Genomic DNA, 23,488 nt, shown 5'->3' with positions numbered 1-23,488 from the left:
GTGGCCGAGAGCGGATCACTCCTCGCCGAGCCGCCGGCCGGCTCGCCACCCGTCATCGAACTCGACGGTGTTCGCAAGACCTACCGGACCGGCGCCATCGAGGTCGACGCGCTGCGCGGCGTCGACCTGCGTATCTCCGAGGGAGAGTACATAGCGATCATGGGCCCGTCCGGGTCGGGGAAGTCGACCCTGATGAACATCCTCGGCTGCCTCGACATACCCACCGCGGGCCACTATCGCCTTGCTGGCGAGGATGTCGCCCGGATGTCCGAGGACGCTCTCGCCGAGATCCGCAACCGGCGGATCGGCTTCGTCTTCCAGCAGTTCAATCTGCTTCCCACCCTGTCCGCGTGGCGCAACGTGGAGCTGCCGTTGTGCTACGCCGGGACAGGACGGGCGCAGCGTCGCGTCCGGGCGATCGAGGCGCTGGAGAAGGTGGGCCTGGGGGACCGGATCGCCCACCGCCCGAACGAGCTCTCCGGCGGCCAGCAGCAGCGGGTCGCCGTCGCCCGGGCGCTGGTCACCGACCCCGCGCTCATCCTCGCCGACGAACCGACCGGCAACCTCGACAGCGCGTCCACCCAGGACGTGCTCGACCTGCTCGGCGAGTTGCACGCGTCCGGCCGCACGATCGTGCTCATCACCCACGAACCCGAGGTCGCCGCCACCGCCGGCCGGGTGGTGCGCATCCGGGACGGCGGCATCCAGTACGACACCAGCTCTGATCATCCGAGTGATGACGCCGACGGGCCCGGGGACGTCGGATTCGGAGCCGTCGCCGGCCCGGGCCCCGCTCCCGTGCCTGTGCTCGGGCCCGGGCACAGGCACGAGAAGGCAGCCCATGGCGACCCGGCCCGGCTCACCTGGGTGATCCGCCCATGAGCTGGCTGGAGACACTGCGCATCGGCATCGAGGCGGTACGTACGCACCGGTCCCGTTCGGCTCTGACCGTCCTCGGGATTCTCATCGGCATCGCCGCGGTCATCCTCACGGTGGGGCTCGGCCAGGGCGCCCAGAACCAGGTCCGCGACCAGATCAACTCCCTGGGCAGCAACCTGCTCGTGGTCACCCCGGGYAGCGCCACCAGCAGCGACGGCGTCCGCGGCGGCTTCGGCTCGGCCTCGACCCTGACCRTGCACGACGCCGATGCCCTGGCCTCGAAGGACGTCGCTCCGGACATCGCCGCGGTCGCGCCGGCCAGCCAGCGCAGCCTGTCGCTGACGGCCGGCACGTCGAACTGGACCACCACGGTCGTCGGGACGACGCCCGACTGGCTGTCGGTCCGGGCTCGCAAGATCGCGTCTGGCCGCTTCCTGACCAGCCAGGATGTCACCGCCCAGGCCGCGGTCGTCGTGCTCGCCGCCAGCACCGCCGAGCAGCTGTTCGGCGGCCGTGACCCGGTCGGCGCGACCGTGGCGGTCTCCGGAGTCCCCATGCAGGTGGTCGGGACGCTCGCGGCAGCCGGCTCGTCCGCCACGGCCAACGAGGACGACCAGGCGATCCTGCCGATCAGCACCGCGGCGAACCGGGTGTTCGGCGGGGCGRCCCGCAGCTCCGTACAGAACATCTACCTGGAGGCGTCGTCGTCGCAGACGTTGTCGGCCGCTCACCAGGAGGCCACCAACACGCTGCTGGCGCTGCACCACGTCAGCACGCCCGCCGCCGCCGACTTCACCATCGCCAGCCAACAGTCCATCCTGGCCGCCGCCACCTCGGTGGACCGGACACTCACCGTGCTGCTCGGCGGGATCGCCGCGATCTCACTGCTGGTCGGCGGCATCGGCGTGATGAACATCATGCTGGTTTCCGTCACCGAACRCATCCGAGAGATCGGCCTGCGCAAAGCGCTGGGCGCGCCGCCCCGGGTGATCAGACGCCAGTTCCTGGTGGAGGCGTCCATCCTCGGCCTGGCCGGCGGGCTCGCCGGCGCCGCCCTCGGGCTGCTGGGGGACGCACTGCTCCCCCACCTGATCTCCCAACGGATCGACGTCTCGCTCCCCGCGACCGTCGGCGCGATCGTCGTCGCGATGGGGATCGGCGTCGGATTCGGCGTCTACCCGGCCAGCAGGGCGGCCAGGTTGGCCCCCATCGACGCGCTGCGCAGCGAATGACGACCCGCCGCCGCCCGGCCCTGTCCCGCCTCCGGGGCCACGATCAGAAAAACGAGCCCACCGTGCCCGAACCGAGCCTGCCAGACCAACCGAACCTGCCAGAACCGATCGGGCCAGAACCGATCGTGCCCGCGTCGGTCTTTGTCCGGGAGCCCACCCGCACCGGGGAGAGCACCCGTGGCTGACCGGAACTCACGCGGCCGGCGGCAGCGGCTGCGCCGCCGGGCGACGGTGATCGCTGTCATCGTCGTCGCCGGCGGGGCCGGCGGCGGAGTTCTCGCGGCCACGGCCGCCTCGGGCGGGCCGTCCTACCGGACCGCCGCGGTCACCCATCGCAGTGTCGAGGCGACACTGAACTCCACCGGCACCGTGACAGCCATCAGCCAGGCAGCGGTGAGTTTCCCCGTCAGCGGACGGGTGACCAGGGTTGCCGTGACGGTGGGCCAGCACGTGACAACGGGTGATGTGCTGGCCGAGCTCGACACGTCCGCCCTGGCCGCGGCGGTCGACAGCGCCCGGTCCGCCCTCGCTTCGGCGCAGGCGAGGCTCGCCGCCGACCAGGCCAGCCAGAGCACGGCCGGCACGGCCTCGGCGTCCACCGGTGCGTCCACCGCCGCGCCCGCATCGGCATCGGCTGGGACCGGTGGGGTCAGTGCGGCGCTGTTCGTCACCTCGGGCCGAGCCGGCGTCCAGGATGTGGGCCAGGTGACGGCAACAGGGGATGCGGGCGGCACAGCACCGGCCGGAGCCGCCGGCGGCACGGGGACGACCGGGGCGGCGGACTCGGCCGAGGATCTCGTCAGGCAGTACCAACAGCGGTTGCTGGCCGACCAGCACGCCGCCGACACGATCCTGTCCCAGATCAAGGCCGATCTCGTCCACGAGCAGTCGGTATGCCAGTCGTTCCTGGACGGCCTGCACCAGGGCGGAGACCACCAGAGCGGGGGTGCCGCCTCGGGCTCGGCAGCATCCGGCGCCACGCCCGGCGGCGGGATCTCGGGCTCGGGCACCGTGGCCCCGGCATCCCTGTCGTCACCGGCCGCCGCGGCGGCCACGACGCCGGCGACCAGCAGCGCGGCGCCCGACGGTACGGACTGTGCGGCGCTGCTCCAGCAGGTCCTCGCCGAACAGGAGGCGCTCAACGAGCGGCTGCGCGCGGTCGCGGCGGACATAGCGGCCCTCGACGCCGCGGTCGCGCAGCTGCTGGCCCAGGCCCAGGGCGGGCAGCAGTCCCCCGGGCCGCAACCGGACGCAGGCGCGAGCCCAGGCACAGGAGCAGCCCCAGGAACAGGAGCAAGCTCAGGAACAGCACCGGGCACCGAAGCGGGTGCGGGTGCGGGTGCGGGTGCGGACCGACCGTCGTCCGGACCGACCGGAGCCGGGGCAGCGACCAGCGGCACGGGCCAGAGCGAGGGGACAACTACCCACGGCGACCAGAACACGCTCGGCGGCACGGCAGCCGGGGGCGGCGCGCCTGGCGGTACGGCCGGGGGCGGCGCGACAGGCCGGTCCGCGGCGGGTGGCACGGGTGCGGGTGGTGCCGCGGGCGGGGGCGGCTCAGGGACGGGCGGCGCGGGAACGGGCGGCTCACGCGCGCCGGCGTCCGCCGCTCAGATCGCCGCCGACCAGGCCGCGGTCGACGCGGCCGACGCCGTGCTCCTGGTCGCCCAGCAGAGCCTGGAGCAGGCACGGCTGATCAGCCCGATCAGCGGTCTGGTGGCCGCCGTCAACATCGCCCCCGGCCAGTCCGTCAGCGCCGGGTCGAGCACGGCCACGATCGTCGTGCTGAACCCGGACGCCATGCAGGTGACGACGACCGTCAGCGACAGCGACCTGGCTGCCGTGAAGATCGGTGCCAGGGCCAGGATCACCCCCGACGGGACCAGCTCCCCGCTGACCGGCACCGTGGTGGCGGTCGGCCTGCTCCCGGCGGCGTCCACCGCGTCCGGCGGGACGGCCTCGGCCGGGTCGTCGGGATCGTCGTCCGGGGTGGCCTATCCGGTGACCATCGGCCTGAACGACGACGGCGGCGGGAAGCTGTTCGCCGGCTCGGGCGCGGCCGTGGCCATCGTCACCGCCAGCGCGACGGACGCACTCGCCGTGCCGACATCGGCGGTGCTGCGGATCGGCAACCGGTACGTCGTGTCCGTCCTGCGCGACGGCAGGGTGACCAGCGTGCCGGTGCGGGTGGGCGCGGTCGGCACGGCCTTCACCCAGGTGACGTCCGGCCTGTCCGAAGGCGACCAGGTCGTCCTCGCGGACCTGAACGCCCCCCTGCCCACCGGCAACACCACCCCGCGCGGCCTCGGCGGCGCCGGCCTCGGACCGGCCGGCGGCGGCCTCACCAGCGGCCGCGGCGGCCTCACCGGCGGTGGCGCCGGTGGCGGCGGCTTCGTCGTCAACGGAGGAGGCGGCAGACGGAACGGGTGACGGCTCACCCACCCCGTCCAGCCGCCACCTCGGCGGAGAAACAGGAGAAACAGTTGCGAATGTTCGGGGACGAAGGGACTGGTCAGTTCTCCGGGGTCTCGGTGGCGAGGAGGTCCTGGAGTTCGTAGACCGCTTCACGGAGTCGGTCGACGAAGGTGTACAGCCCGTCGGCCACCGCGCGCGGTGTGCTCAGGTAGAGGTTGAAGCGGTCGGGCAGCAGCACGTAGGCGATGCCGATGCACTGGCTGCTGGTCGAGCCGAAACCGAAGTACTCGATGTTGACCGAGGGCGCGGAGCTGGTGCTCAGGTAGTCGTCCCGCAGCTTCACCCAGCCCGGGCTGTCGTACAGGTCGAGCGGTTCGGTCACCCCCAGTTCCTCACCGCGCCGTTTCTGGATGAGCTGCAGCTCCCACAGGTGCTGTTCGGGTGCCTGCCCCGACTGGYACTGCTTCGCCCGTGCCACGTGCTTCTCGGCGGCGGCCCGGAACGCCGCCCGGCGGGTCGCCGCGTCCGCCGTCGGATCGTCCAGCGTGGCCACAAAGCGCAGCACCTCGGGTGTGACGACGCGCATCGCCTCGGTGCGCCCGCGCCGGTACTGCCGAGTGGCGATCGACTCGTAGGTGGCGCCGGTCAGCCCTTTGGCCCGCTTGTGCGCGAGCTGGTACGCCAGCTGCACGAACGCGTCCGGTGACACCCGCAGCTGCTTGGCCCGGTTTCCGCCGAAGTCGTCGAACGACAGGATGGTCGTGGCGGTGGCGGCGCCATACGCCGCGAACGCCTCGCCGGCGGCCTGTATGTCGGCCCGCAGGTCGCTGTCCAGCACGAACTCGATGGGTCTGATGTCCGGCAGGCCCTGGGGGACGRCCCCCGACTGCGCCGAGTGCTCCTCGGGTGAGGAACCCAGCAGCGTGTCGACGAAGCTGAGAATCGTGGTTCCGTCCAGACCGCAGTGCTCGATGTTGATACCCGCGGTGCCGTCCTCGAAGACGATCAGGGAGACGGCCTTGTCGAACCACCGGTTACCGCTGTTGCCGTACAACAGCTGGTCGCACGCCTCCTGGGTGTCCGTGGGCGTGATGTCCTCCAGGTCCAGGAGGAACAGCGCGGTTTCCAGCTCGTCGAGCGCGGCGGCGTTGCCGGGGTGGTGGGCAGTCAGCGTCTGCCGGCTGGCCGCCCACTCCGCCCGGGCCTTGGTGGTCAGATGTCCGACGGCGGTGTCCGGCGCGGCCGGGGTCGCACCGGCCTTCCTGATCGCCTCCAGGCCCGCCGCGAGATCGTCTAAGGTGTACGGCCGGCCGTCGGGGCCCAGCACGTCCAGATGGAAGATGTTCCCGCGGAAGAACACCGCGATGTGACGCGCCTGGGACGGGCCCGGCCACTGCTCGCTGTACGGTACGCGGACGGTGTCCTGTACGGCCCCGGGTATCCGTGTCGTGGAGAACAGGAACTTGTTCTGCTCCATCGACAGCGGCCGTTCCCGCTGGACGGCCGGCGGGATGCGTTCGTCGTCGAGCTGCAGCTTGTAGTTGACGGCCGCGGCGACAAGGCCGGCGGCCCGTTCGATCTGTCCCAGCGGCGATTTCTTGAACAGGAAGAAGAAGTTCGCGTTGAGCGCGATGCGGTCGCGGCGGCCCAGATACCGGGACGGCCAGAACGTGTCGAGCCAGCTGTGCACGCCCTCGGTGGCGTCATACTCCACCAGTGCCTGGTGGAGCCGCTGACCGGGGCCGCCCGGCCCCCGGAACGCGGCCACCGCCGCCTCGGTCCGGGCCAGTTCGTCCGCGGTCAGCAGCGGTGCCGCCCACTCGAGGAATCTCTCGGAGCTCTCCTCCAGCGTGGGCAGCGGCACCCGTGGCAGCTGGTCCTCATTGCCAAAGGTACGGGTGGACAGTTCCTGCTCGGCAGGGGTGGGGGTGGGCGGCTCCTGACTGGCAGGAGCGGCGGAGGCGGGGGCGGTGGCTGACAGTTCCTGGGCCACGCTCAGTTCCTGGTTGACAGTCAATGTGATCCTCGACCTCGGTGATTGTGGGGATTTGGACGATTTCTTGCCGGTTGATGATCCGTTGCTGCTTGCGAGGTCGATGACCACGCAATCCTTCGTGCCGCGCGGCCGGGAGACGTAGAGCTGCGCGTAGAGCCAGCCGTCGGTTTCCAGACCGCTCGGGTCCACGCCGACGCTGTAGAGAGTGTCCAGCACGAGCGCCTGTTCCTGGGAGGAGGCGAACCGCCGTTGCCGGAACATGTGCTCGAGATGGAAGGTCTCGTATCCCAGTCCGGCCAGGCTCTCCTCGACGGGCTCGAACGGGAACATCCGCAGGACGAAATGCGCCATCCACGGCCGGCGCTCGTCGTTCGCGTGGACCACCCGCGCGAGGGTCCGGTGGGTGACGTAGCCGATGCAACCGGTCGAAATGACCAGGTCCGTGTCGGCCAGCTGCCGGCGCTGTCGCCAGGTGGGGTCGTTCTCCTCCAGATCGGCGTGCACCGCGTCGTCGATGAAACCGGCCGCGAGTGCGTACGAGAGGGCGGGCCGCGAGGTGTCCAGGCCCACGAACCGGATCCGGCGCGGGTCGGCCCGCGACCGGACCAGCTCCTGGTCACGGGCCAGCAGCGTGTCACGGTCCGGTGTGTCGACGTCCCGGTCGCAGTACCGTCCGTACAGTTCCGCCATACTCGCGTCACATTTCAGCAGAGCCGCGTTGATACCGTAGGAACAACCGATGTCCAGGACGTTTACACCTGACTTTCCCTGTAACTCCCGATACGCCTCGATGATTTTGACGAAATACGGTTTCGCCAGCTGCGGGATGTCGTAGTCGAGCTTGCGCAACGTGTCGAAATAGGCGTACGGGTCGGGCTGCGTGTAGATGTGATCGAGTGAAACTTTTCCAGTGGCATCAAAACGCACGGGTTGGGTTCCTCCTTGGATCACGGAACAGGCAACTGACCGGCGCCGGGCCCGGGCCGCCGATCGCCCCCCCAGGCCGTTTCCGGCGGCGGATTCCCGGTCGGAGCGGGACGTCACCCGCTCCGACCGGCGTCCGCCGGAAACGGCCTAATCCAACAGTTGGTCGACCCGCACGGCGTGTCCAGCGGCCGCCAGATGCTCGGGCAGCACCCGGCCGAAAAGCTGCCTCGTCCGCTCCACGCTGCCGACCACCCCAGGGCGTTCGCTGTATGAGAAAATCGCCGAGTGGCGCGCGGTGCCACCTCGCACGGCGCTCACCCGGTGCATCGAATAACGGCCCCTGAACAGCTGCAGATCCCCGGGGCGCAGGGACACCCGACGGATCAGGTGCCCACCGCGGCCGGCCAGCACAGCCCGTACGTCGGCAAAGTTCTCCGTCGTCGTGGACCTGATACCCGGGCAGTACTCGAACGCCCCGCCGTCCTCTGGCTCCTGCGTGAGCAGGCTCACCGCGAACTCGTTCGTGTCGAAGTGCCATGGATGTTCCATGCCCGGGGTGACGACGTTGAGACACAGCCCAGCCAGGGGATCCGCGAGCTCGTGGACCCGGGGCAGCTCGAAACAACTGGCAATGAAATTCTRGAACAGTTCACTGGCGTAGAGYCGATGAATGACAAAATCGTCGGGGATACGATCACGCGCTACGAAGGCGTTACCACGCCGCATCGGCAGCCGACCAGGATGGTCCGCCGGCAGATCCACGTCGGTGGCTATGTTGTAGGCATTGACGGTCTCGACGTCATAATATGCCCGGGGAGCGACCGCGGCACATTCCAGTCGTATTTCTTCACGCCGGGCGGGCTGGATGAAGTTGTGCAGTATGCTGCAGCCGTGGGCGTGTAACTCCTGCCGGGTACGAGAAACCACGTGCTCCCAGTCGGCGCCACCCGGCTCCGTCAGGGGATAGCAGGTCGCGCTGACCACCTGCTCGATCAGCCGGGCCTCCGATGCGATCATGAAGTTCTCCTCCGCCGACCATGATCATAATAGCGAGACGGGACAGTACAACCGCCCGGACGATCCCCACGACCGACGTCCATCCGCCGACAGTCGCCCGATCCACACGCTGTCAAGGCCTATCCCTCCCCGCGAACAGGTCACGTCCGCAGCGTCTTCTCGCCCACCCCGGGCATGCCAGGAGCACCCGAGGAGCCGGACACCGACACGAAACAAACATGATCGCACAGTCTTTTCGGCTCTTAGCACATCGTTGCCCTCGATTCATTGCCATGAAGTCGTTTGTGACACGCGACACCACCCTCGAAAACGCCTGTCGATCACGACCGGTTCAGACCTTCCCCGCCGTCACCCTCGATATTCATTTTGACTCCGTCGACAGCCACAGCCGATAGTCACACCGGGTGATTAAAGAGTGAGCCCCGAGTGAGTGAGGGCCGATTGTCGGGTGATTACCAGCCAGTCGGGTGACCGTCAGATGGACGTTGGCGGCTCCGTCCGTGCGGCCGGCCCAGGACCGCCCGGTCGAGCGGTACCGGGCACGACCAGGCCCGGACACGGAAGCCGCGGCACGGAAATGTTACAAATTACGATCAACAGCGTTACAAGTCAGGACGAATCGGTCCGCTGTCTGGACGGTAGGACCATCCCCGGCCGGGCGAATGACCACTCGTTGTGACCGTCAGCAGATTGTGAGCCGAGCAGATGCCCATTGCAGCGCAGTTCTCCGAGTACGGCACCAGCGACGTGCTGCGCATCGTCGACGCCCCGGCCCCGGTCGCCGGTCCGGACCAGGTGCGGATCGCGGTGCGGGCGGTGAGTGTGAACCCTGTCGACTGGAAGATCCTCCAGGGCGCCCTGCAGGAGCTGATCAGGCTGGACCTGCCGGCGGGCCTGGGCAGCGACGTCGCCGGTGTCGTCGACCAGGTCGGCGACGGCGTGACCGCCTTCGCGGTCGGCGACGAGGTGCTCGGCTCCTCCTCGACCCCCTCCTACGCCCAGTTCGCGCTTGCCGACCCGGCGGAGCTGGTAACCAGGCCGGCCGAGGTGCCGTGGGAGGTCGCCGGCAGCCTTGCCGGTGCCGGCGGCACCGCGTGGAAGGTACTCGATCTGCTCGGTGTCACCGCGGGCGAGACGCTGCTGATCCACGCTGCCGCGGGTGGCGTCGGCGTCTTCGCCGTGCAGCTGGCCGTCGCCCGTGGCGTGCGGGTGATCGGTACCGCCAGCGAGTCCAACCACGAGCTGCTGCGTTCGATCGGCGCCATCCCGGTCACCTATGGTGACGGCCTGGCCGACCGGGTCCGCGCGGCCGTTCCCCAGGGCGTGGACGCCGTGCTCGACGCGTCGGGCCGCGGTGAGCTGCCCGTCTCGATCGAGCTGGCCGGCGGGCCCGAACGGGTGCTCACCATCGCCGCGTTCGACGCCGCCGACCACGGGGTCCGCTTCCACGTCGGCGGTGGCGGGCAGGACACCATAAGGGCGATTCAGGACATCCTCACCCTGATCGGGGATGGCCGTCTGCGGCTGCCGATCTGGCGTACGTATCCGCTGACCGAGGCGGCCGCCGCCCTCGACGCCAGCCAGACCGGCCACCTTGGCGGCAAGATCGTGCTACTGCCGTCCTGACGAACGCGCCCGCCAGCGGAAACGCTTCCGAGCGGACCGGGCCGCTGTCGGACGGCGGCCTCAGCCCCGCCGGAACCCACCCGTCAGGGCCGCTCCCAGATGCCCCACTGGCAGGAGCAGGCTGTGGACGCCGCGTCAACCGCAGGCTGTCTACCCCATACCCGGCTGTCTACCATGGTGGGCAGTCGTTGGTTCCAGCGGGAGAGAGACTGCGATGGCCGGTGGGGCGGTACCGACGCGGGCGGCGGCCCGCCTGGTACCGCCCCGTCGTATGTCGGCGGTGTACCGCCTGATGCTGGCGTGTACCGCGCTGGCTGGGCTGTTCGTCATGCACGGTATGGCGGTGGGGCTGGGATGCCCCGGCGGTACCCACCCAGCGGGGTCGACGACGACGCCCCACGGCCTGGGCACCGGCCACGAGGCTCCGCCGGTACGGCACCCGTCCGCGGCGACCCCAATAATCGATCATGAGGCATCCGCGTCGTCGTCCCTGCCGGTACACGCCCTGGCGGCCGGCCACGGGACGTCCACGTCGCCGCCACCATTCATGATCACCAACAGTGCCGGTGGGCACGGCGCCCTGTGCGTGTCGCTGCCGCCCCGGACGGGGCCGGGCGGCCTGCTCGGTCTGCTGGCGCTCCTGCTCGGCATCGCTGTGATCGCGGGGACGTGGCCCATCGGGGAACGGGGCGTCGGTGCCGACAGCGGTGGCCGCCGGCGCCGTGCCCCGCCACCGACCGGCTCAGGCCTGCTGACCAGGCTGTGCATATCCCGGACGTGACGCGACGCCGCTGACCGGAGCAAGGCTCCGGCTGGTCTGACGTTGCTGTTCATCCGCGCGCGTACCGCGCGCCGTCCGGAAAGATTTCTGATCTCAATGCTGACATTGTTGCGTTCGCGTGCCCGCGTTCCGTATCCATCCACCGTCCGCCCGCGTTGTGCGCGCATGCTGGTCGGGGTCACAGTCGTGGTCGGGCTGGCGGCGGCCGGCTGCGGGGGCTCCGCCACGACCGGGCCGGGGACGGCGCACCCGATGGAGTCTCCCGCGATGCCGGGCCATTCTGCGATGCCTGGGCACGGTGGGATGCCGGCGTCCGGAGGGATGCCGGCGTCCGGAGGGATGCCCGGCCATGCCGGGATGCCGGGTATGGGAGGCCTGCCGGCCGGGGACGGTCTGGCCGCCGAGGCATCCGGGCTGCGGTTCGTCCCGGTCGCGTCGACGCTGCCGGCCGACCAGCCGACCTCGTTCCGGTTCCGGATCCTGGCGGGCCCGGGACATCACGATCATGCTTCTCGCGTGTCGCCGCCGGAGACCCACGGCACCGGGACGGCCAACGGGGACGGCGCCCCTGTCACCGCGTTCAAGCTGGACCAGACCAGGCCGATGCACCTGTACCTGATCCGGTCGGACCTCACCGGCTTCCAGCACGTGCACCCGAACGTGGAAAGTGACGGTACCTGGACGGCACCGCTCCAGCCCGTCCGGCCGGGCGCGTACCGGGTGTACGCCTCGTTCATCACCACGGACGCCTCGGGTGCGGACGTCCCGACGGTCCTCAGCCAGCCGGTCACCGTCGCCGACGGCTCCGCCGACACACCGCTGCCGCCCGCGTCGACCACGACCACGGTTGACGGTTACACCCTGACCCTGACCCTGGCCGGCGGGCTGACGGCCGGGGCGGCAGGCACCCTGACGATCACCGTGTCCGCGGGAGGCAGGCCCGTCACCGACCTACAGCTCTACCTGGACACCTACGCGCACCTGACCGCCTTCCACGAGGGCGACCTTGCCTTCGCCCACCTGCATCCGACGGGCACGACCGCGGGCGGGAAGGACGGTGGCCCGGCTCTGACGTTCGAGGCGAGCCTGCCGCGGCCTGGCAACTGGCGGCTGTTCGTGCAGTTCCAGACCGCCGGCGTGCTGCGCACGGCTGCGGTGACCCTGCCCGTCGGCTGAGAGCATCATCCGACCGGATCGTGGCCGGGCTCCTGAGACGTGCTGGAGACGCTTCGTGCTGGGAACGCTTCAGGAGCCCGGATCATCGTCGATGACGATCACGTGCAGGGTGCGCGGCCCGTGCACGCCCTCGACGCGCTCCAGCTCGATGTCGCTGGTCGCGGACGGGCCGGAGATCCAGGTCAGCGGCCGGTCCGGGCGCACGCGGGCGACCGCGGCGGGTACGCCGTCCACGACGTCCCCGGCCGGTATGACGCAGACGTGCACGTCGGGGACCAGCGTGAGCGCGCGGCGCCCGCAGACCGGGCCACCGTCAAGCACGATCGTGCCGGTATCGGCCACCCCCACCGCGGCGCCGGTGAGCACCGCGTCGACGGCGTCCAGGTCGGGCACGGACAGCGGCGCCTCGCTGGTGTCCCGGACCACCTGCCCGCCTGCCCGCGCCACCGCCCGTTCCGCCGCGGCGAGCCAGTCCGCGGGCAGCCCGGCGGGAACCGCGACCCGGCGCGCGCCGGTGAGCGCTTTCACGATCGCGGCGGTCAGGCCGTCCGGACGCACCCGGTCCACAACGGCCCGGTAGTCGGCGACCCGCTCGTGGAACAGCTCCACGGTCGCCGCCGACCGCCGCCGCGCGCCGRCCGTGCCGGCCGTGTCAGCCGCGTTGGCAGCGTTGGCAGCGTTGGCAGCGTCAGCCACGTTGGCAGCGTCAGCCACGTTGGCGGTGCCAGGCGCGCTGGCCGCGCGCGGGCGGGCATAGTCGCGGGGAACCGGGACGTCCGCGGGCCGCTCGGCCGCGGGCACGTCGGCGAGCGCCTCCCGGATCCGGCGCAACATCTGTTCACGCGCGCTCATCACGGCCGCCTTCCAGCACGGGAGCCTTCCCCACCGCGGGGTCACCATCCGTCACAGGCACATCGCCGGTCGCGGCCGCGTTCCCGCCGCGGGTACGCGCCCACCAGGCACGGAAGGACTCCGGGGGCGGCAGCGGGATGTCGCGCGCCCGGCTCCACGCCGCCACCGGGCCGGGCAGCGGCACCGGACCGACGGTCTGTCGGCCGCCGAGCAGCCGCCGCACCGCGCCGACGCCGCGCTGGACGGCGGCCAGCCGGTCGGGCCGGGCCAGCGCCCAGGCCGCCGCGCGCATCCCGACCGCCTCTGCCGTCGGCCGCGGACGGGCGCGCGCGGCGTCGACGACCTGGCCGCGCAGATGCACCAGCACCTCGGGAATGTCGATACGCACCGGGCAGACCTCGAAGCAGCGGCCGCACAGCGACGACGCATACGGCAGCGCCTTCTCCACCGGCCCGGCGTCCACCCCGTTCAGCAGCGGGGTGAGGATGGCGCCGATCGGGCCCGGATAGACCGATCCGTAGGCGTGGCCGCCGGTCCGTTCATACACCGGGCAGGAGTTCAGGCAGGCCGAGCAGCGGATGCAGCGCAGCGCCTGCCGACCGACCGGGTCGGCCAGCGCGCGGCTGCGCCCGTTGTCGAGCAGCACCACGTGGACGGCGCGCGGGCCRTCACCCCTGGTGACCCCGGTCCACATCGTGGTGTATGGGTTCATCCGCTCCCCGGTCGACGAYCGGGGCAGCAGCTGGAGGAACACCTCCAGGTCGGACCAGGTCGGCACCACCTTCTCGATACCGACGACGCTGATCACGGTTTCCGGCAGGGTCAGGCACATCCGGCCGTTGCCCTCCGACTCGACCACCACCAGGGTGCCGCTGTCGGCGACCGCGAAGTTCGCCCCGGAGATCCCCACCTTCGCCGTGAGGAACCTGCGCCGCAGGTGCGCGCGAGCCGCCGCGGCCAGCGCCCACGGCTGGTCGGTCAGGCCGGCCGGCGCGTCCGCCATCTCCCGCAGGAAGATCTCCCGGATCTCCGCCCGGTTGAGGTGGATCGCCGGGGCCAGGATGTGGCTGGGCCGGTCACCGGCCAACTGAATGATCAGCTCGGCCAGGTCGGTCTCCACCGCGGTGATGCCGGCCGCGGTCAGCGCGTCGTTGAGGCCGATCTCGGCGGTGACCATCGACTTCACCTTGACGACCTCGTCAGCACCGGTGGCGCGCCCGCCGACGCCACTCCCGACGCCGGCGGCACGGACCAGGTCGATCACGATCCGGTTGGCCTCGGCCGCGTCACCGGCCCAGTGCACCTGGCCGCCGGCCGCGGTGACCGCCCGTTCGAACTGCTCCAGATAGCCGTCCAGATGCCGTAACGTGCGCTCCTTGATCGCGGCCCCGGCCAGGCGCAGCGCCTCCCAGTCGTCGAGCTCGCCGACGGCCCGGGCCCGCTTGTCCCGGATCGTCGTGGTGGCGTGYGCGAGGTTGCGGCGCAGCTGGGTGTCGGCCAGCGCCTGCCGCGCCGCCCGCGGGAACGCCGGCGTCCCCAGGAAGATCGCTGTCATGCCGGCCGTCCCCCCGCCCGGGCCCGTCCCCGCTGCCAGACCGCGGGCCGCCCGGCACGCCCGGCCCGCGCGGACGCGGACGCGGCGGCCGGGGTTGGTTCGGCGGGTGCGACAGGTGCGTCGCCGGTCCCGGCAAGCACCTCGGCCAGGTGCAGGACGCGCACTCCCGAGCGCCACCTGGACAGCAGCCCGCCGATGTGCGCGAGACAGGAGTTGTCCGCGGCCACCAGCACCTCCGCCCCGGTCTGGCGGACATGGCGTGCCTTGTCCGCACCCATCGCCACCGACACGTCGGCGTTCTTGATCGAGAATGTGCCGCCGAACCCGCAGCACTCCTCGGCCGCCGGCAGGTCGGCGAGGGTGAGCCCACGCACCGCGCGCAGCAGCTGTTGGGGCCGATCACCAAGCCCGAGCACCCGCAGCGAGTGGCAGGTCGGATGGTAGGCCACCCGGTGCGGGAAGTACGCGCCGACGTCGACGACCCCGAGCACGTCGACGAGGAACTCCGCCAGCTCGTACACCCGTGGTGCCGTGCGGGCCACCGCGTCCCGCAGCGCCGCGTCACCCCGCTCGGCGGCCAGCCTGGCATGCAGGTGACGGATCGTGCCGGCACACGACGCCGACGGGGTGACCACCGCGTCGTATCCCTCGAACGCCTCGACGAAGCCACGCACCAACGGCACGGCCTCGTCCCGGTAACCGGTGTTGACGTGCATCTGCCCGCAGCAGGTCTGCGCCGGGGGGAAGTCCACCTCGACCCCGAGCCGCCTCAGCAGCTCGACGGTGGCCTTCCCCGTCCCGGGAAAGGCCGTGTCGTTGAAACAGGTCACGAACAGCGCGGCCTTCACGGCGCCACCCCTCATCCCGAGCCCTCGTCCCGCCCTGTCATACCGCCCTCCGTTATCCCACCCCCGCTCCCGCGCGCTGGCCCATCCRCACGGACCGTCTCGCCGCCCCACGGCCCGATCCCCGCCCGCGACCCACGGCCCGCATCKCCACAGCCCGTGTCGTCGGCCGACCCGCTCCCTCRTGACCGGGCGCCCGCGACCCTGGYCCACGCCGCCTGACAGGCGTCCAATATGTAACAGACAGTGAGCACGATCGGCCGGCCGCCGCAATACGAGGACGGTGCCAGGACACGCGGCCCGCCGGGGCAGCGTCCGGACGGCTTGTCTGTCAGCAAGGTGACACCGGATCGGYACAACCCCTATCTCAAACCCCGCGACAGCAGCACTATCGTCAGAGCGTGACGGCCAACACATCCGCGGCGTTGTTCACTGGATCCGCCGGAGTTGGCACCCCCGTCACCGGGCCCGTACCACCACGGGCAGCCACATCATCACGAGTAACGCAGGTGACCGCGATGACGGCACGCCAGGCACGGCCCCACCTACGGACGCCCGCCGGCGTCGGTCGGCTCCGCACCCCGCCAGCGGCACGGACAGTAACCGCTGCTGGCGGCGCCGGACGCACCTGGACGGACGGTCGGCGACACGGCGACGGGTGCCGATGACGCCCCGCCGGCCCGACGGAGCGCTCGAGGCGACCGACACCGGCCGGATGCTCGCGGCCCTGCCCCGCTGGCCGGACCCACACCCGGTCACCGGTGGGGCCACCAGGACGATCACCGGGACGGTCACCGGCCCGGCACCCGATCCGGCGCTACCGCGGCATCGAGGCCGGTGACCATGGTGAACACGACCCAGGAGCGGATCGACCGGACCCTGACCGCGCTGTCGAAGGCGGCCGCGTCCCAGGCTGCCGCCCTGATGGCCCTGGAGAACGCGCCCGAGCGGGCCCTGCTCGTTCCGGACCGGCTCACCGGCGGCACCCGCCAGCGGGCGACAACCGCGTTGAGCGCGTTGACCGATGCCTGGCAGTGGTACAGCGTCCTCACCGATCTCGCCGGACGGGCACGCGCCCTGCGCGGGGACAGGGCCCGGCTGGACGCCCGCGCCATCGACGAGCTGGACCTGCTGCTGCACGGCCCGGTGCCACAGCTGGGCGTCCGCCCGGCGAAGCTGGCCAGCCGTACCGACGCGGCGCTACGGACCGTACGCACCTGCATCGACGAGATCACAGCCGCCTGGAACACCCACCTGGCCGTCGTCCACACGGCCGAACAGCGGATCACCACCGCCGCCGCGACCGCCGCCCGGCTGCGCCTGGACGACGACGCGGGCCTGGCCATCGCCCGCCGGCTGCTGGCCGAGTTCGCCGAGCGGGCCGCCACCGATCCGCTCTCGCTGCCCGAGAGCCTGTCCGCGCAGCTGGCGGCGGCGGTCGCGGCGGCCGGTAGCGGGCTGGACGAACTGGCCAGACGGCACGACGCCCTGCCCCAGGCGCTGCGGGAGGCCCACGAGCTGCTGACCGGCATCATCGCTCTCATCGAACAGGCTGCGGCGGACGCCGAGCGGGCCCGCGGCCGCGTCCTGCGGTCGAGAGCGTCCCTGACCCGCCTGCCCGACAACGTGCTCGACGACGAGCGTCACGGCCTGCGGACCTGGCTCGACCGGCTGACCGCGACGGCGGCGGCGGGCCGCTGGAAGGAGGCGAGCCGAGGCCTCGATCGCTGGCGGGAGCTCGCGGACGCCACCGCGATCTCCGCCCGCCGGGTCGCCGAAGCCAACGCGGCCATGCTGCGTACCCGTGACGACCTGCGCGGGCTGCTGGCCGGCTGGCAGGCCAAGGCGGTCGGACGCGGTGTCGCCGCGGAACCGGAACTCGCCGGCCTGTACCGACAGGCCCGGTCGGTGCTGTACACGGCACCGACCGATCTCGACCGGGCCGCCGCGCTGGTGCACGCCTTCGGTGCGGCGGTCGATCGCCGCACCTCGTCGAACCCAGGGCCGAACCCGGAGCCGAAACCAGGGCCGGAGCCGAGAGCGGGGCCGGGATCGGGTGCGGATTCCGGGTCAGGAGCAAGGCTGGGAGCGGACGGTCCGGCTCGCTCACGGCCGGGCGGGGGCCGCGGGCCGGCCTCGGCGCACAACGGGTCGAGCGCGCGTCCAGCAGGGAAGGCTCCTGGCCGCGGTGTCGCCGCGACACCTTGGTTGATACTGCCGGCATGCCGACCCGGCCCCGACAGCCTGGCCCCGGTGTGCCGCCAGGGCGGCGGCAGACCGCGTCCGCCCGTGGACGCTGGTCCGACCAGGTGATACGCACGTGATCGGCCGTGGACAGGCCACAGCCGAAGGCACGGAGACCGGGCGGGTAGGCCACGACCCCGCCGCGGGGAAGGGACGGTACGGAATCGACCAGAACGGGGGTCGCTGCCCTGCGTGCGCGGCTCCGGTACGTCCGGACGACCGCTTCTGCGAAGCGTGTGGAACGCCGCTGCGGGCCACACCACCGGTAGGGACCGATGACGCCGACCATCGTGAGATCGACCTCGGCCCGATCGCCGGCGTCTGCGACCGAGGGGTACGGCACACCACCAACGAGGACGCGATGGGCGTCTTCATGGTCGGCTCCACGCTGATCGCGGTGGTCTGTGACGGCGTGTCGAGCACGCCCGGATCCGGACTGGCCGCCCGCGCGGCGGCCCAGGTGGCGGCGGCGACCGCGGCGGCGATCCTCGCCCGGCCCATCACCCGCCCCCGCCCCGGCGGGGAGCGGGACGACGCCGAGCACCGCACCGACCATGACCGCGGCAGACCGGCCGGCCCCGACGGGTTCGGCTACCCCGGCTTCGGCGCGGACTTCGGCGAGGATCGCGACCCGCCCGACCGTCATGATCGTTACCGTGACCGCGATGACCGCCGCGGCGGCCACGGCACCGACTGGCCGGACGCCGACCTCCCGACCTGCCCACCTGGCCCGCTCCCACCCGGCTCGCTCCCACCCGGCCCGCTCAGCAAGGAACTGCCCCCGAGGCGGGCCGAACAGGCGGTGCGCGCCGCCGTGGCCGCCGCGCAGGACGCGGTGGCCCGGATGCCCGCCATCGGGCGCAGTTCACCGTCCTGCACGCTGGCCGCGGCGATCATCACCCGTGAGCGGGACGGCACCAGGCACGTGACCGTCGGCTGGATCGGCGACAGCAGAGTGTATCTGCTCACAACGCGCTGCTTCCAGCGGCTGACCGAGGACGACACCTGGGCGGCCGAAGCCGCCCGCGCTGGGCTGATCCCCGCCTCCGCGGTCGAGACCGACCGGCGGGCCCACACCCTCACCCGCTGGCTCGGGGGCGACGCCGAGGACGTCACCCCGCACGTCCGCGCCTTCCCGCTGCCCGCTTCGGCCACGGTGCTGGTCTGCACCGACGGGCTGTGGAACTACCTCTCCCGTGCCGAGGACATGGCCGCGGTCGTCGGCCAGCTCCCGCCGAACGCCTCACCGCTCATGATCGCCCGTCATCTGACCAGGCACGCGATCGACCGCGGCGGCCACGACAACATCACGGTCGTGATCGCGCAGGTCGGGCCGGACCCCACCGACGGGCCCGCCGACCGGTACACCTCCGGAAGGGAGCAGCGATGACCACGCCGTTCACCGTGGAGGTCTTCCAGAACGAGTACCTGGCCCATGGCCACGGTGAGGTGCACGCGGTGGTCACCGTCCGGGGAGCGTACGGCCCGGCGGGCCTGCCGGGCCAGCGCGGCCCGGTGGAGCTCGCCGAGGTCATCTTGCTGGACTGCTCCGGCTCCATGGGCAACCCGCGGACGAAGATCGTCGAAATGCGGCGGGCTGCGGAGGCCGCGGTCGACGCCCTGCCCGACGGCACGTGGTTCGCGATCGTGCGGGGGTCGGGGATCGCCGAGGCCGTCTATCCGGCCGGCCGCGAGCTCGTCCGGGCCGACGAGCGGACGCGGGCCGCGGCCAAGGAGCGGATCGGACGCGTCGACGCCGACGGAGGCACCGCGATCGGCCGCTGGCTCACCCGCGCCCGGGAGCTGATGGCCACCAGGCCGGATGCCATCCACCACGCGATCCTGCTGACCGACGGACGCAACGGCGAGCGCGCGGCCGAGTTCGACGAGGCCGTCGCCGCGTGCGTCGGGCGTTTCCAGTGCGACTGCCGGGGTGTGGGGGCGGACTGGCGTGTCGACGAGCTCCGCCGCGTCGCGACGGCCCTGCTCGGCACGGTCGACGCGGTCCGGCGCCCGCAGGACCTGGCCGCCGACTTCCAATCCATGATCAATACCGCGACGAACCGGGCAGTGGACCGGGTCAGCCTACGGGTGTGGACGCCACGTAACGCTGCTGTACGTTTTCTGCGACAGGTCGCACCGTTTGTGACAGATCTCACCGGAATTGCCACGCGAGTCGACGAACTGACTGTCGACTATCCGACCGGCGCATGGGGCAGTGAATCTCGCGACTATCACCTCTGCGTCACCGTTCCACCACGCACAGACGATATGGAGATGCTGGCCGCCCAGGTCGGCGTGGTCGTGTCCGGCCAGGTGCGGTGCCGTGAGCGCGTCCGCGCGGTCTGGACCAACGACATCGACCTGTCCACCCGGATCGCACCCGAGGTCGCCCACTACACCGGCCAGGTCGAGCTTGCCCAGGCCATCCAGGAGGGACTGCAGGCCCGACGCGACGGCGACGAGGCGACCGCTACCATCAAACTTGGTCGAAGCGCACAGCTGGCGCGTCAGTCCGGCAACGAGGGTACATACCGCCTACTTCAACACGTGGTCGACATTGAGGAMGCAAGCGCAGGTACTGTTCGGCTGAAACGGAACGTCGACACCATTGACGAAATGGTCCTTGACACACGGTCGACCAGGACCGTCAGGGTGAACAGGTGATCAGGTGAGTGCACGCTGCCCAGACGGGCACCTGTCTCTGGCTCCCGACTACTGCGATCAATGTGGTATGCGGATTGTAGCCAACCAGGAGCCCTATGTCATTCATCCCGCTGACGGGACGACCGGGTCGTCAGGTCACGGGCGACCGCACCAGCCGGACCATRCCGCCGGGGGCCACGGGGAGCCGTMCTACGGCCGGCGGCCGGCGGAAGGCTCCGGGCCGCTGCCGGCCGGCCCGGGGCAGTCGGGTCCGAACCCGTCGCTGCCGGGCGACCCGTTCGGACGGGACGGCTATGCCCAGGACGGCTACGACTCCGCCGGCCATCTAGCCGGTGGCTACGGTGCCAGCAGCGGGTACGGCCGCGACCCGTACGGCCAGGAGAGATATTCCTCCAGCGGCTACCCGCCCGACCCCTACGCCCAGGGCGGCTACGGCGCGGACGGCTACCCGCCCGATCCCTACCGGGACCCCCGCGGCGACCCTTCCGACGAGCCGTACCGGGCCGACCTGTGGGGTTACGAGCGGGCTGACCCGTACCGGTCCCCCGCGCCCCCCGCGCCCGGCACGGGCGGTGTCGACGACCCGTACGGCCTCGACCGCGGGGCCGCCGCCCGCCCCTCGACGGGAGCACCGGCCACCGACTACCACCGGCCCCCGCCGAACCAGGCTGGCTTCGAGCGTCCGGCGCGGGATGTTCGGGAGCCGGTCGAGGGCTATGCCGCGTGCCCGAACTGCCACAACCCGAACGAGGTGGGTGCCCGCTTCTGCGAGGTGTGCGGCTTCGACCTCGTCCTGCTGGAGCGTCCCGCGCCTGTTCCGGCGGAGCCGCGTTCCGGCCCCAGTGGGCCGCTGCCGGTCCAGGCCAGCTGGGACGTGGTCGTCGAGGCCGAGCGGGAGTACTACGACAGCGGTGACGACCATCGGGTCCCGTTCCCGACGATCTACCCTCGGCGGGTGTTCGCGCTCAACGGCTCCCGGCTGCTGATCGGGCGGCGCAGTGAGTCCCGTGGGATCCATCCGGAGATCGACTTGGCCGGTGCCCCCGAGGACCCGGGCATCTCACGCGCGCACGCCATGCTCGAGCTCCTGCCGGACGGCAGCTACGCGGTGCTCGACCCGGGATCGACGAACGGCACCAGGATCAATGACGAGCCGAACCCGATCCCACCGGGTCAGCCGGTACCRCTGCGTCACGGCGACCGGGTGTACCTCGGAGCCTGGACCAGGGTCACGATCCGCTCCCGCTGACGGCTGTTCCCGGTAACAGCCGTCAGCGGTAACAGCGGTCAGCGGCACGGCCACTGGCCGACGTCGCCAGACGCCGGCCAGCCAAGAAGATCTGCGTGAGTCCGTCGTTCGGGACGCCCGTCAGGCCGGAAGGCGTACCGAACGACAGACTCACCTGGATCAGGCTCACCTGGATCAGGCTCGTGCGCGGACGCGCGAACACTGCCCGCGCCACCTGGCTACCTGGCTACCTGGGGCCGGCTGGCTATCTTGTTGGCGTTACCTGGCTGTCCGTTGACCACGGCTGGCTGGCCGGCGCTCCTACGCCAGGTGCCAGCGCTGCCCCTCGGGTGTGTCCTCGACGATGATGCCGCCGGCGGCCAGCCGGGACCGGATCTCGTCCGCCTCGGTGTAGTCCCGTCGGGCACGCGCGGCCGACCGCAGATCAAGAACGATCTCCATGACGCCGTTGAGTGCCGGCCGCAACTCGGAGCCGGCCGCTGGCCACTGGCTGACCGGGTCGAGCCCGAGAACGACCAGCATCCTGCGCACGACGTCGACCCAGCCGGCAAGCTCCCGACGCCGCGCTTTGGACAGCACCTGGTTCCCGCAGCCGACCGCGCCGAAGAGGACAGCCAGCGCCCGGGAGATCGCGAGGTCGTCGTCCAGAGCGGCCGCGAAGGCCGCCCACGCCTGTGCCGGGCTGTCCACCTCGGCCGGGTCGTCGCCCGCGGAAGCGTGCGCGGCCGCGCCGGCGGCGATAACCACCGCCCCGGCCCGCCCGGACGAACGGGCGCCCTGGAGTGTGCCGCCCTTCACCTGGCCCTGCCCGGCGGGATCCCGACGTGGGTTCGTGGCGCATTCGGCCGCCAGCGCCGCGGCCTCGTCCGGCCCGCCCAGGATGTCGAGCGCGTTACGGACGAACGTCTCGATCCGGTCATGAGCCGCCGCCGACTCGGCCAGCCCTTCCGGGGTGTACTCCAGCGACGAACGGTAGTGCGCCGACAGCAGATGGTAGCGCAGCACCTGTGGCCTGACCTGCTCGAACGCGTCGCTGACCAGGAACGAGTTGCCCAACGACTTCGACATCTTGGTGCCGCCGGTGGTCAGCAGACCGACGTGCATCCAGTAGCGGGCCATCTGCGGCGCGCCCCCGCCGGCGCCCCCGTGGGAGTGGGCCGCGCTGGCCGACTGCGCACGCTCGTTCTCGTGGTGCGGGAAGACGAGGTCGAGGCCGCCCCCGTGGATGTCGAAGACCTCCCCGAGGTACTTGCCGGCCATTGCCGAGCACTCGATGTGCCAGCCCGGCCGGCCGCGCCCCCACGGCGACTCCCAGAACGGCTCGCCGGGCTTCGCGCCCTTCCAGAGCGCGAAGTCACGGGGATCGACCTTGCCCTCGTCGCACTCCGGTGACGCCTGGACCGCTTCCGGGCGCTGGTGGGACAGCTCGCCGTAGCCGGCGAAGCGGGAGACCCGGAACCACACCGAGCCGCCGCCGGGGTAGGCATAGCCGGTGTCCACCAGTCTGCCGATGAGTGCCAGCATCTCCGGGATGTGCCCGGTGGCCCGCGGCTGGATGGTGGGTGGCAGGACGCCGACCGCACGGTAGGCGTCGTCGAAGGCCCGGGTCTGGCGGGTGGCCAGCTCCCACACGCTTTCGCCTGCCCGGCTGGCGTTAATTATGATCTTGTCGTCGATGTCGGTGACGTTCTGTACGAAGGTCACCTCGAGCCCGGACGCGACGAGCCAGCGGCGGAGCAGGTCGAAGGCGACGGCGGTACGGATGTGTCCGACGTGCGGCGGGGACTGGACGGTGGGCCCACAGACATACACGCTCACGTGACCGGGGCGCAGCGGCTCGAACGGCCGCAGGCGCCGGGTGCGCGTGTCGTAGATGTGGAGTCCCATCTGTCAAGAGTACGGCGCAGCCCCACGCGGGATCCCCCGCCACCCGTGTCAGACACGACTCCGTTCCATGAACAGCCCGCAACATGTATGAAATCCGACTCCGGTAGAGGGTCGAAGTCGGATGACGTGCGGCCCGGGCA

18 protein-coding genes are annotated in these 23,488 nt (G+C 71.5%); 11 read left to right on the top strand and 7 right to left on the bottom strand.

Annotated elements, in window-relative coordinates:
• The 3 genes from BL254_RS03110 (at position 1) to BL254_RS03095 (ending at position 4,541) form a co-directional block, all read left to right on the top strand.
• Positions 1-882, top strand: coding sequence for an ABC transporter ATP-binding protein (locus BL254_RS03110; RefSeq protein WP_047222057.1), 882 nt, complete (start codon positions 1-3; stop codon positions 880-882).
• A complete protein-coding gene (locus BL254_RS03105) occupies positions 879-2,111 on the top strand; it encodes an ABC transporter permease (RefSeq protein WP_076842449.1) in 1,233 nt (410 codons plus the stop codon). Before BL254_RS03110 ends, BL254_RS03105 begins: the two co-directional genes overlap by 4 nt.
• A gap of 177 nt (positions 2,112-2,288) precedes the next feature.
• Entirely contained in the window at positions 2,289-4,541 is a 2,253-nt protein-coding gene (locus BL254_RS03095) for an efflux RND transporter periplasmic adaptor subunit (protein WP_047222060.1), read from the top strand.
• 82 nt (positions 4,542-4,623) lie between these two features.
• On the opposite strand, the gene BL254_RS03090 is transcribed toward BL254_RS03095, so the two are convergent.
• Positions 4,624-6,432, bottom strand: coding sequence for a choline/carnitine O-acyltransferase (locus BL254_RS03090; protein ID WP_076842473.1), 1,809 nt, complete (start codon positions 6,430-6,432; stop codon positions 4,624-4,626).
• A gap of 1,164 nt (positions 6,433-7,596) precedes the next feature.
• Complete coding sequence (locus BL254_RS03085) at positions 7,597-8,466, bottom strand: arpA protein (protein WP_076842448.1); 870 nt, start codon at positions 8,464-8,466, stop codon at positions 7,597-7,599.
• A 705-nt stretch (positions 8,467-9,171) separates the two neighbouring features.
• Here BL254_RS03085 and BL254_RS03080 point away from each other — a divergent pair.
• The 3 genes from BL254_RS03080 to BL254_RS03070 all read left to right on the top strand — a co-directional run bounded on the left by BL254_RS03080 (position 9,172) and on the right by BL254_RS03070 (position 12,049).
• A complete protein-coding gene (locus BL254_RS03080) occupies positions 9,172-10,092 on the top strand; it encodes an NADP-dependent oxidoreductase (RefSeq protein ID WP_047222062.1) in 921 nt (306 codons plus the stop codon).
• A 292-nt stretch (positions 10,093-10,384) separates the two neighbouring features.
• Positions 10,385-10,873, top strand: a complete 489-nt coding sequence (locus tag BL254_RS03075; RefSeq protein WP_139342158.1) for a hypothetical protein — start codon at positions 10,385-10,387, stop codon at positions 10,871-10,873.
• 366 nt (positions 10,874-11,239) lie between these two features.
• Positions 11,240-12,049 carry a hypothetical protein gene (locus BL254_RS03070; RefSeq protein WP_235433346.1) on the top strand — a complete coding sequence of 270 codons (810 nt, stop codon included), beginning with the start codon at positions 11,240-11,242 and terminating at the stop codon, positions 12,047-12,049.
• A gap of 69 nt (positions 12,050-12,118) precedes the next feature.
• On the opposite strand, the gene BL254_RS03065 is transcribed toward BL254_RS03070, so the two are convergent.
• The 3 genes from BL254_RS03065 to BL254_RS03055 are packed head-to-tail and all read right to left on the bottom strand — an operon-like array spanning position 12,119 to position 15,319.
• Positions 12,119-12,901 carry a lactate utilization protein C gene (locus BL254_RS03065; protein ID WP_076842446.1) on the bottom strand — a complete coding sequence of 261 codons (783 nt, stop codon included), beginning with the start codon at positions 12,899-12,901 and terminating at the stop codon, positions 12,119-12,121.
• The gene (locus BL254_RS03060) at positions 12,888-14,456 is read right to left on the bottom strand and encodes a lactate utilization protein B (RefSeq protein WP_076842445.1); all 1,569 of its coding nucleotides are present in this window, start codon (positions 14,454-14,456) and stop codon (positions 12,888-12,890) included. The genes BL254_RS03065 and BL254_RS03060 overlap by 14 nt, the downstream gene beginning before the upstream one ends.
• Positions 14,453-15,319: a (Fe-S)-binding protein gene (locus BL254_RS03055; protein WP_052914360.1), complete on the bottom strand. Its 867-nt coding sequence runs from the start codon at positions 15,317-15,319 to the stop codon at positions 14,453-14,455. The genes BL254_RS03060 and BL254_RS03055 overlap by 4 nt, the downstream gene beginning before the upstream one ends.
• 646 nt (positions 15,320-15,965) lie before the next feature.
• Between BL254_RS03055 and BL254_RS26765 the strand changes: the two genes are divergently transcribed.
• The 5 genes from BL254_RS26765 (at position 15,966) to BL254_RS03035 (ending at position 21,461) form a co-directional block, all read left to right on the top strand.
• A complete protein-coding gene (locus BL254_RS26765; RefSeq protein WP_157180402.1) occupies positions 15,966-16,142 on the top strand; it encodes a hypothetical protein in 177 nt (58 codons plus the stop codon).
• On the top strand, positions 16,139-17,614 hold the full coding sequence (locus BL254_RS03050; protein ID WP_139342157.1) for a hypothetical protein: 1,476 nt from the start codon (positions 16,139-16,141) through the stop codon (positions 17,612-17,614). The genes BL254_RS26765 and BL254_RS03050 overlap by 4 nt, the downstream gene beginning before the upstream one ends.
• Before the next feature lie 7 nt (positions 17,615-17,621).
• The gene (locus BL254_RS03045; RefSeq protein ID WP_076842443.1) at positions 17,622-18,935 is read left to right on the top strand and encodes a PP2C family serine/threonine-protein phosphatase; all 1,314 of its coding nucleotides are present in this window, start codon (positions 17,622-17,624) and stop codon (positions 18,933-18,935) included.
• On the top strand, positions 18,932-20,212 hold the full coding sequence (locus BL254_RS03040) for a VWA domain-containing protein (protein WP_076842442.1): 1,281 nt from the start codon (positions 18,932-18,934) through the stop codon (positions 20,210-20,212). Before BL254_RS03045 ends, BL254_RS03040 begins: the two co-directional genes overlap by 4 nt.
• Positions 20,213-20,279: 67 nt before the next feature.
• Positions 20,280-21,461, top strand: a complete 1,182-nt coding sequence (locus tag BL254_RS03035; protein ID WP_254857748.1) for an FHA domain-containing protein — start codon at positions 20,280-20,282, stop codon at positions 21,459-21,461.
• Positions 21,462-21,483: 22 nt separating this feature from the next.
• On the opposite strand, the gene BL254_RS03030 is transcribed toward BL254_RS03035, so the two are convergent.
• Together BL254_RS03030 and cysS are read right to left on the bottom strand one after the other, a co-directional pair.
• Positions 21,484-21,663 (bottom strand): hypothetical protein, encoded by a 180-nt coding sequence (locus BL254_RS03030; RefSeq protein WP_047222069.1) that lies wholly within the window; start codon positions 21,661-21,663, stop codon positions 21,484-21,486.
• Between the two features lie 98 nt (positions 21,664-21,761).
• Positions 21,762-23,348, bottom strand: a complete 1,587-nt coding sequence (cysS, locus tag BL254_RS03025) for a cysteine--tRNA ligase (protein WP_076842440.1) — start codon at positions 23,346-23,348, stop codon at positions 21,762-21,764.
• Between the last annotated feature and the right edge of the window lie 140 nt (positions 23,349-23,488).

Origin of the sequence: Protofrankia sp. BMG5.30 (genome assembly GCF_001983005.1) — a bacterium.
Taxonomy (GTDB): domain Bacteria; phylum Actinomycetota; class Actinomycetes; order Frankiales; family Frankiaceae; genus Protofrankia; species Protofrankia coriariae.
The sequence above is the reverse complement of the archived record's forward strand: the minus strand, read 5'-3'. Positions and strand labels throughout refer to the sequence as shown.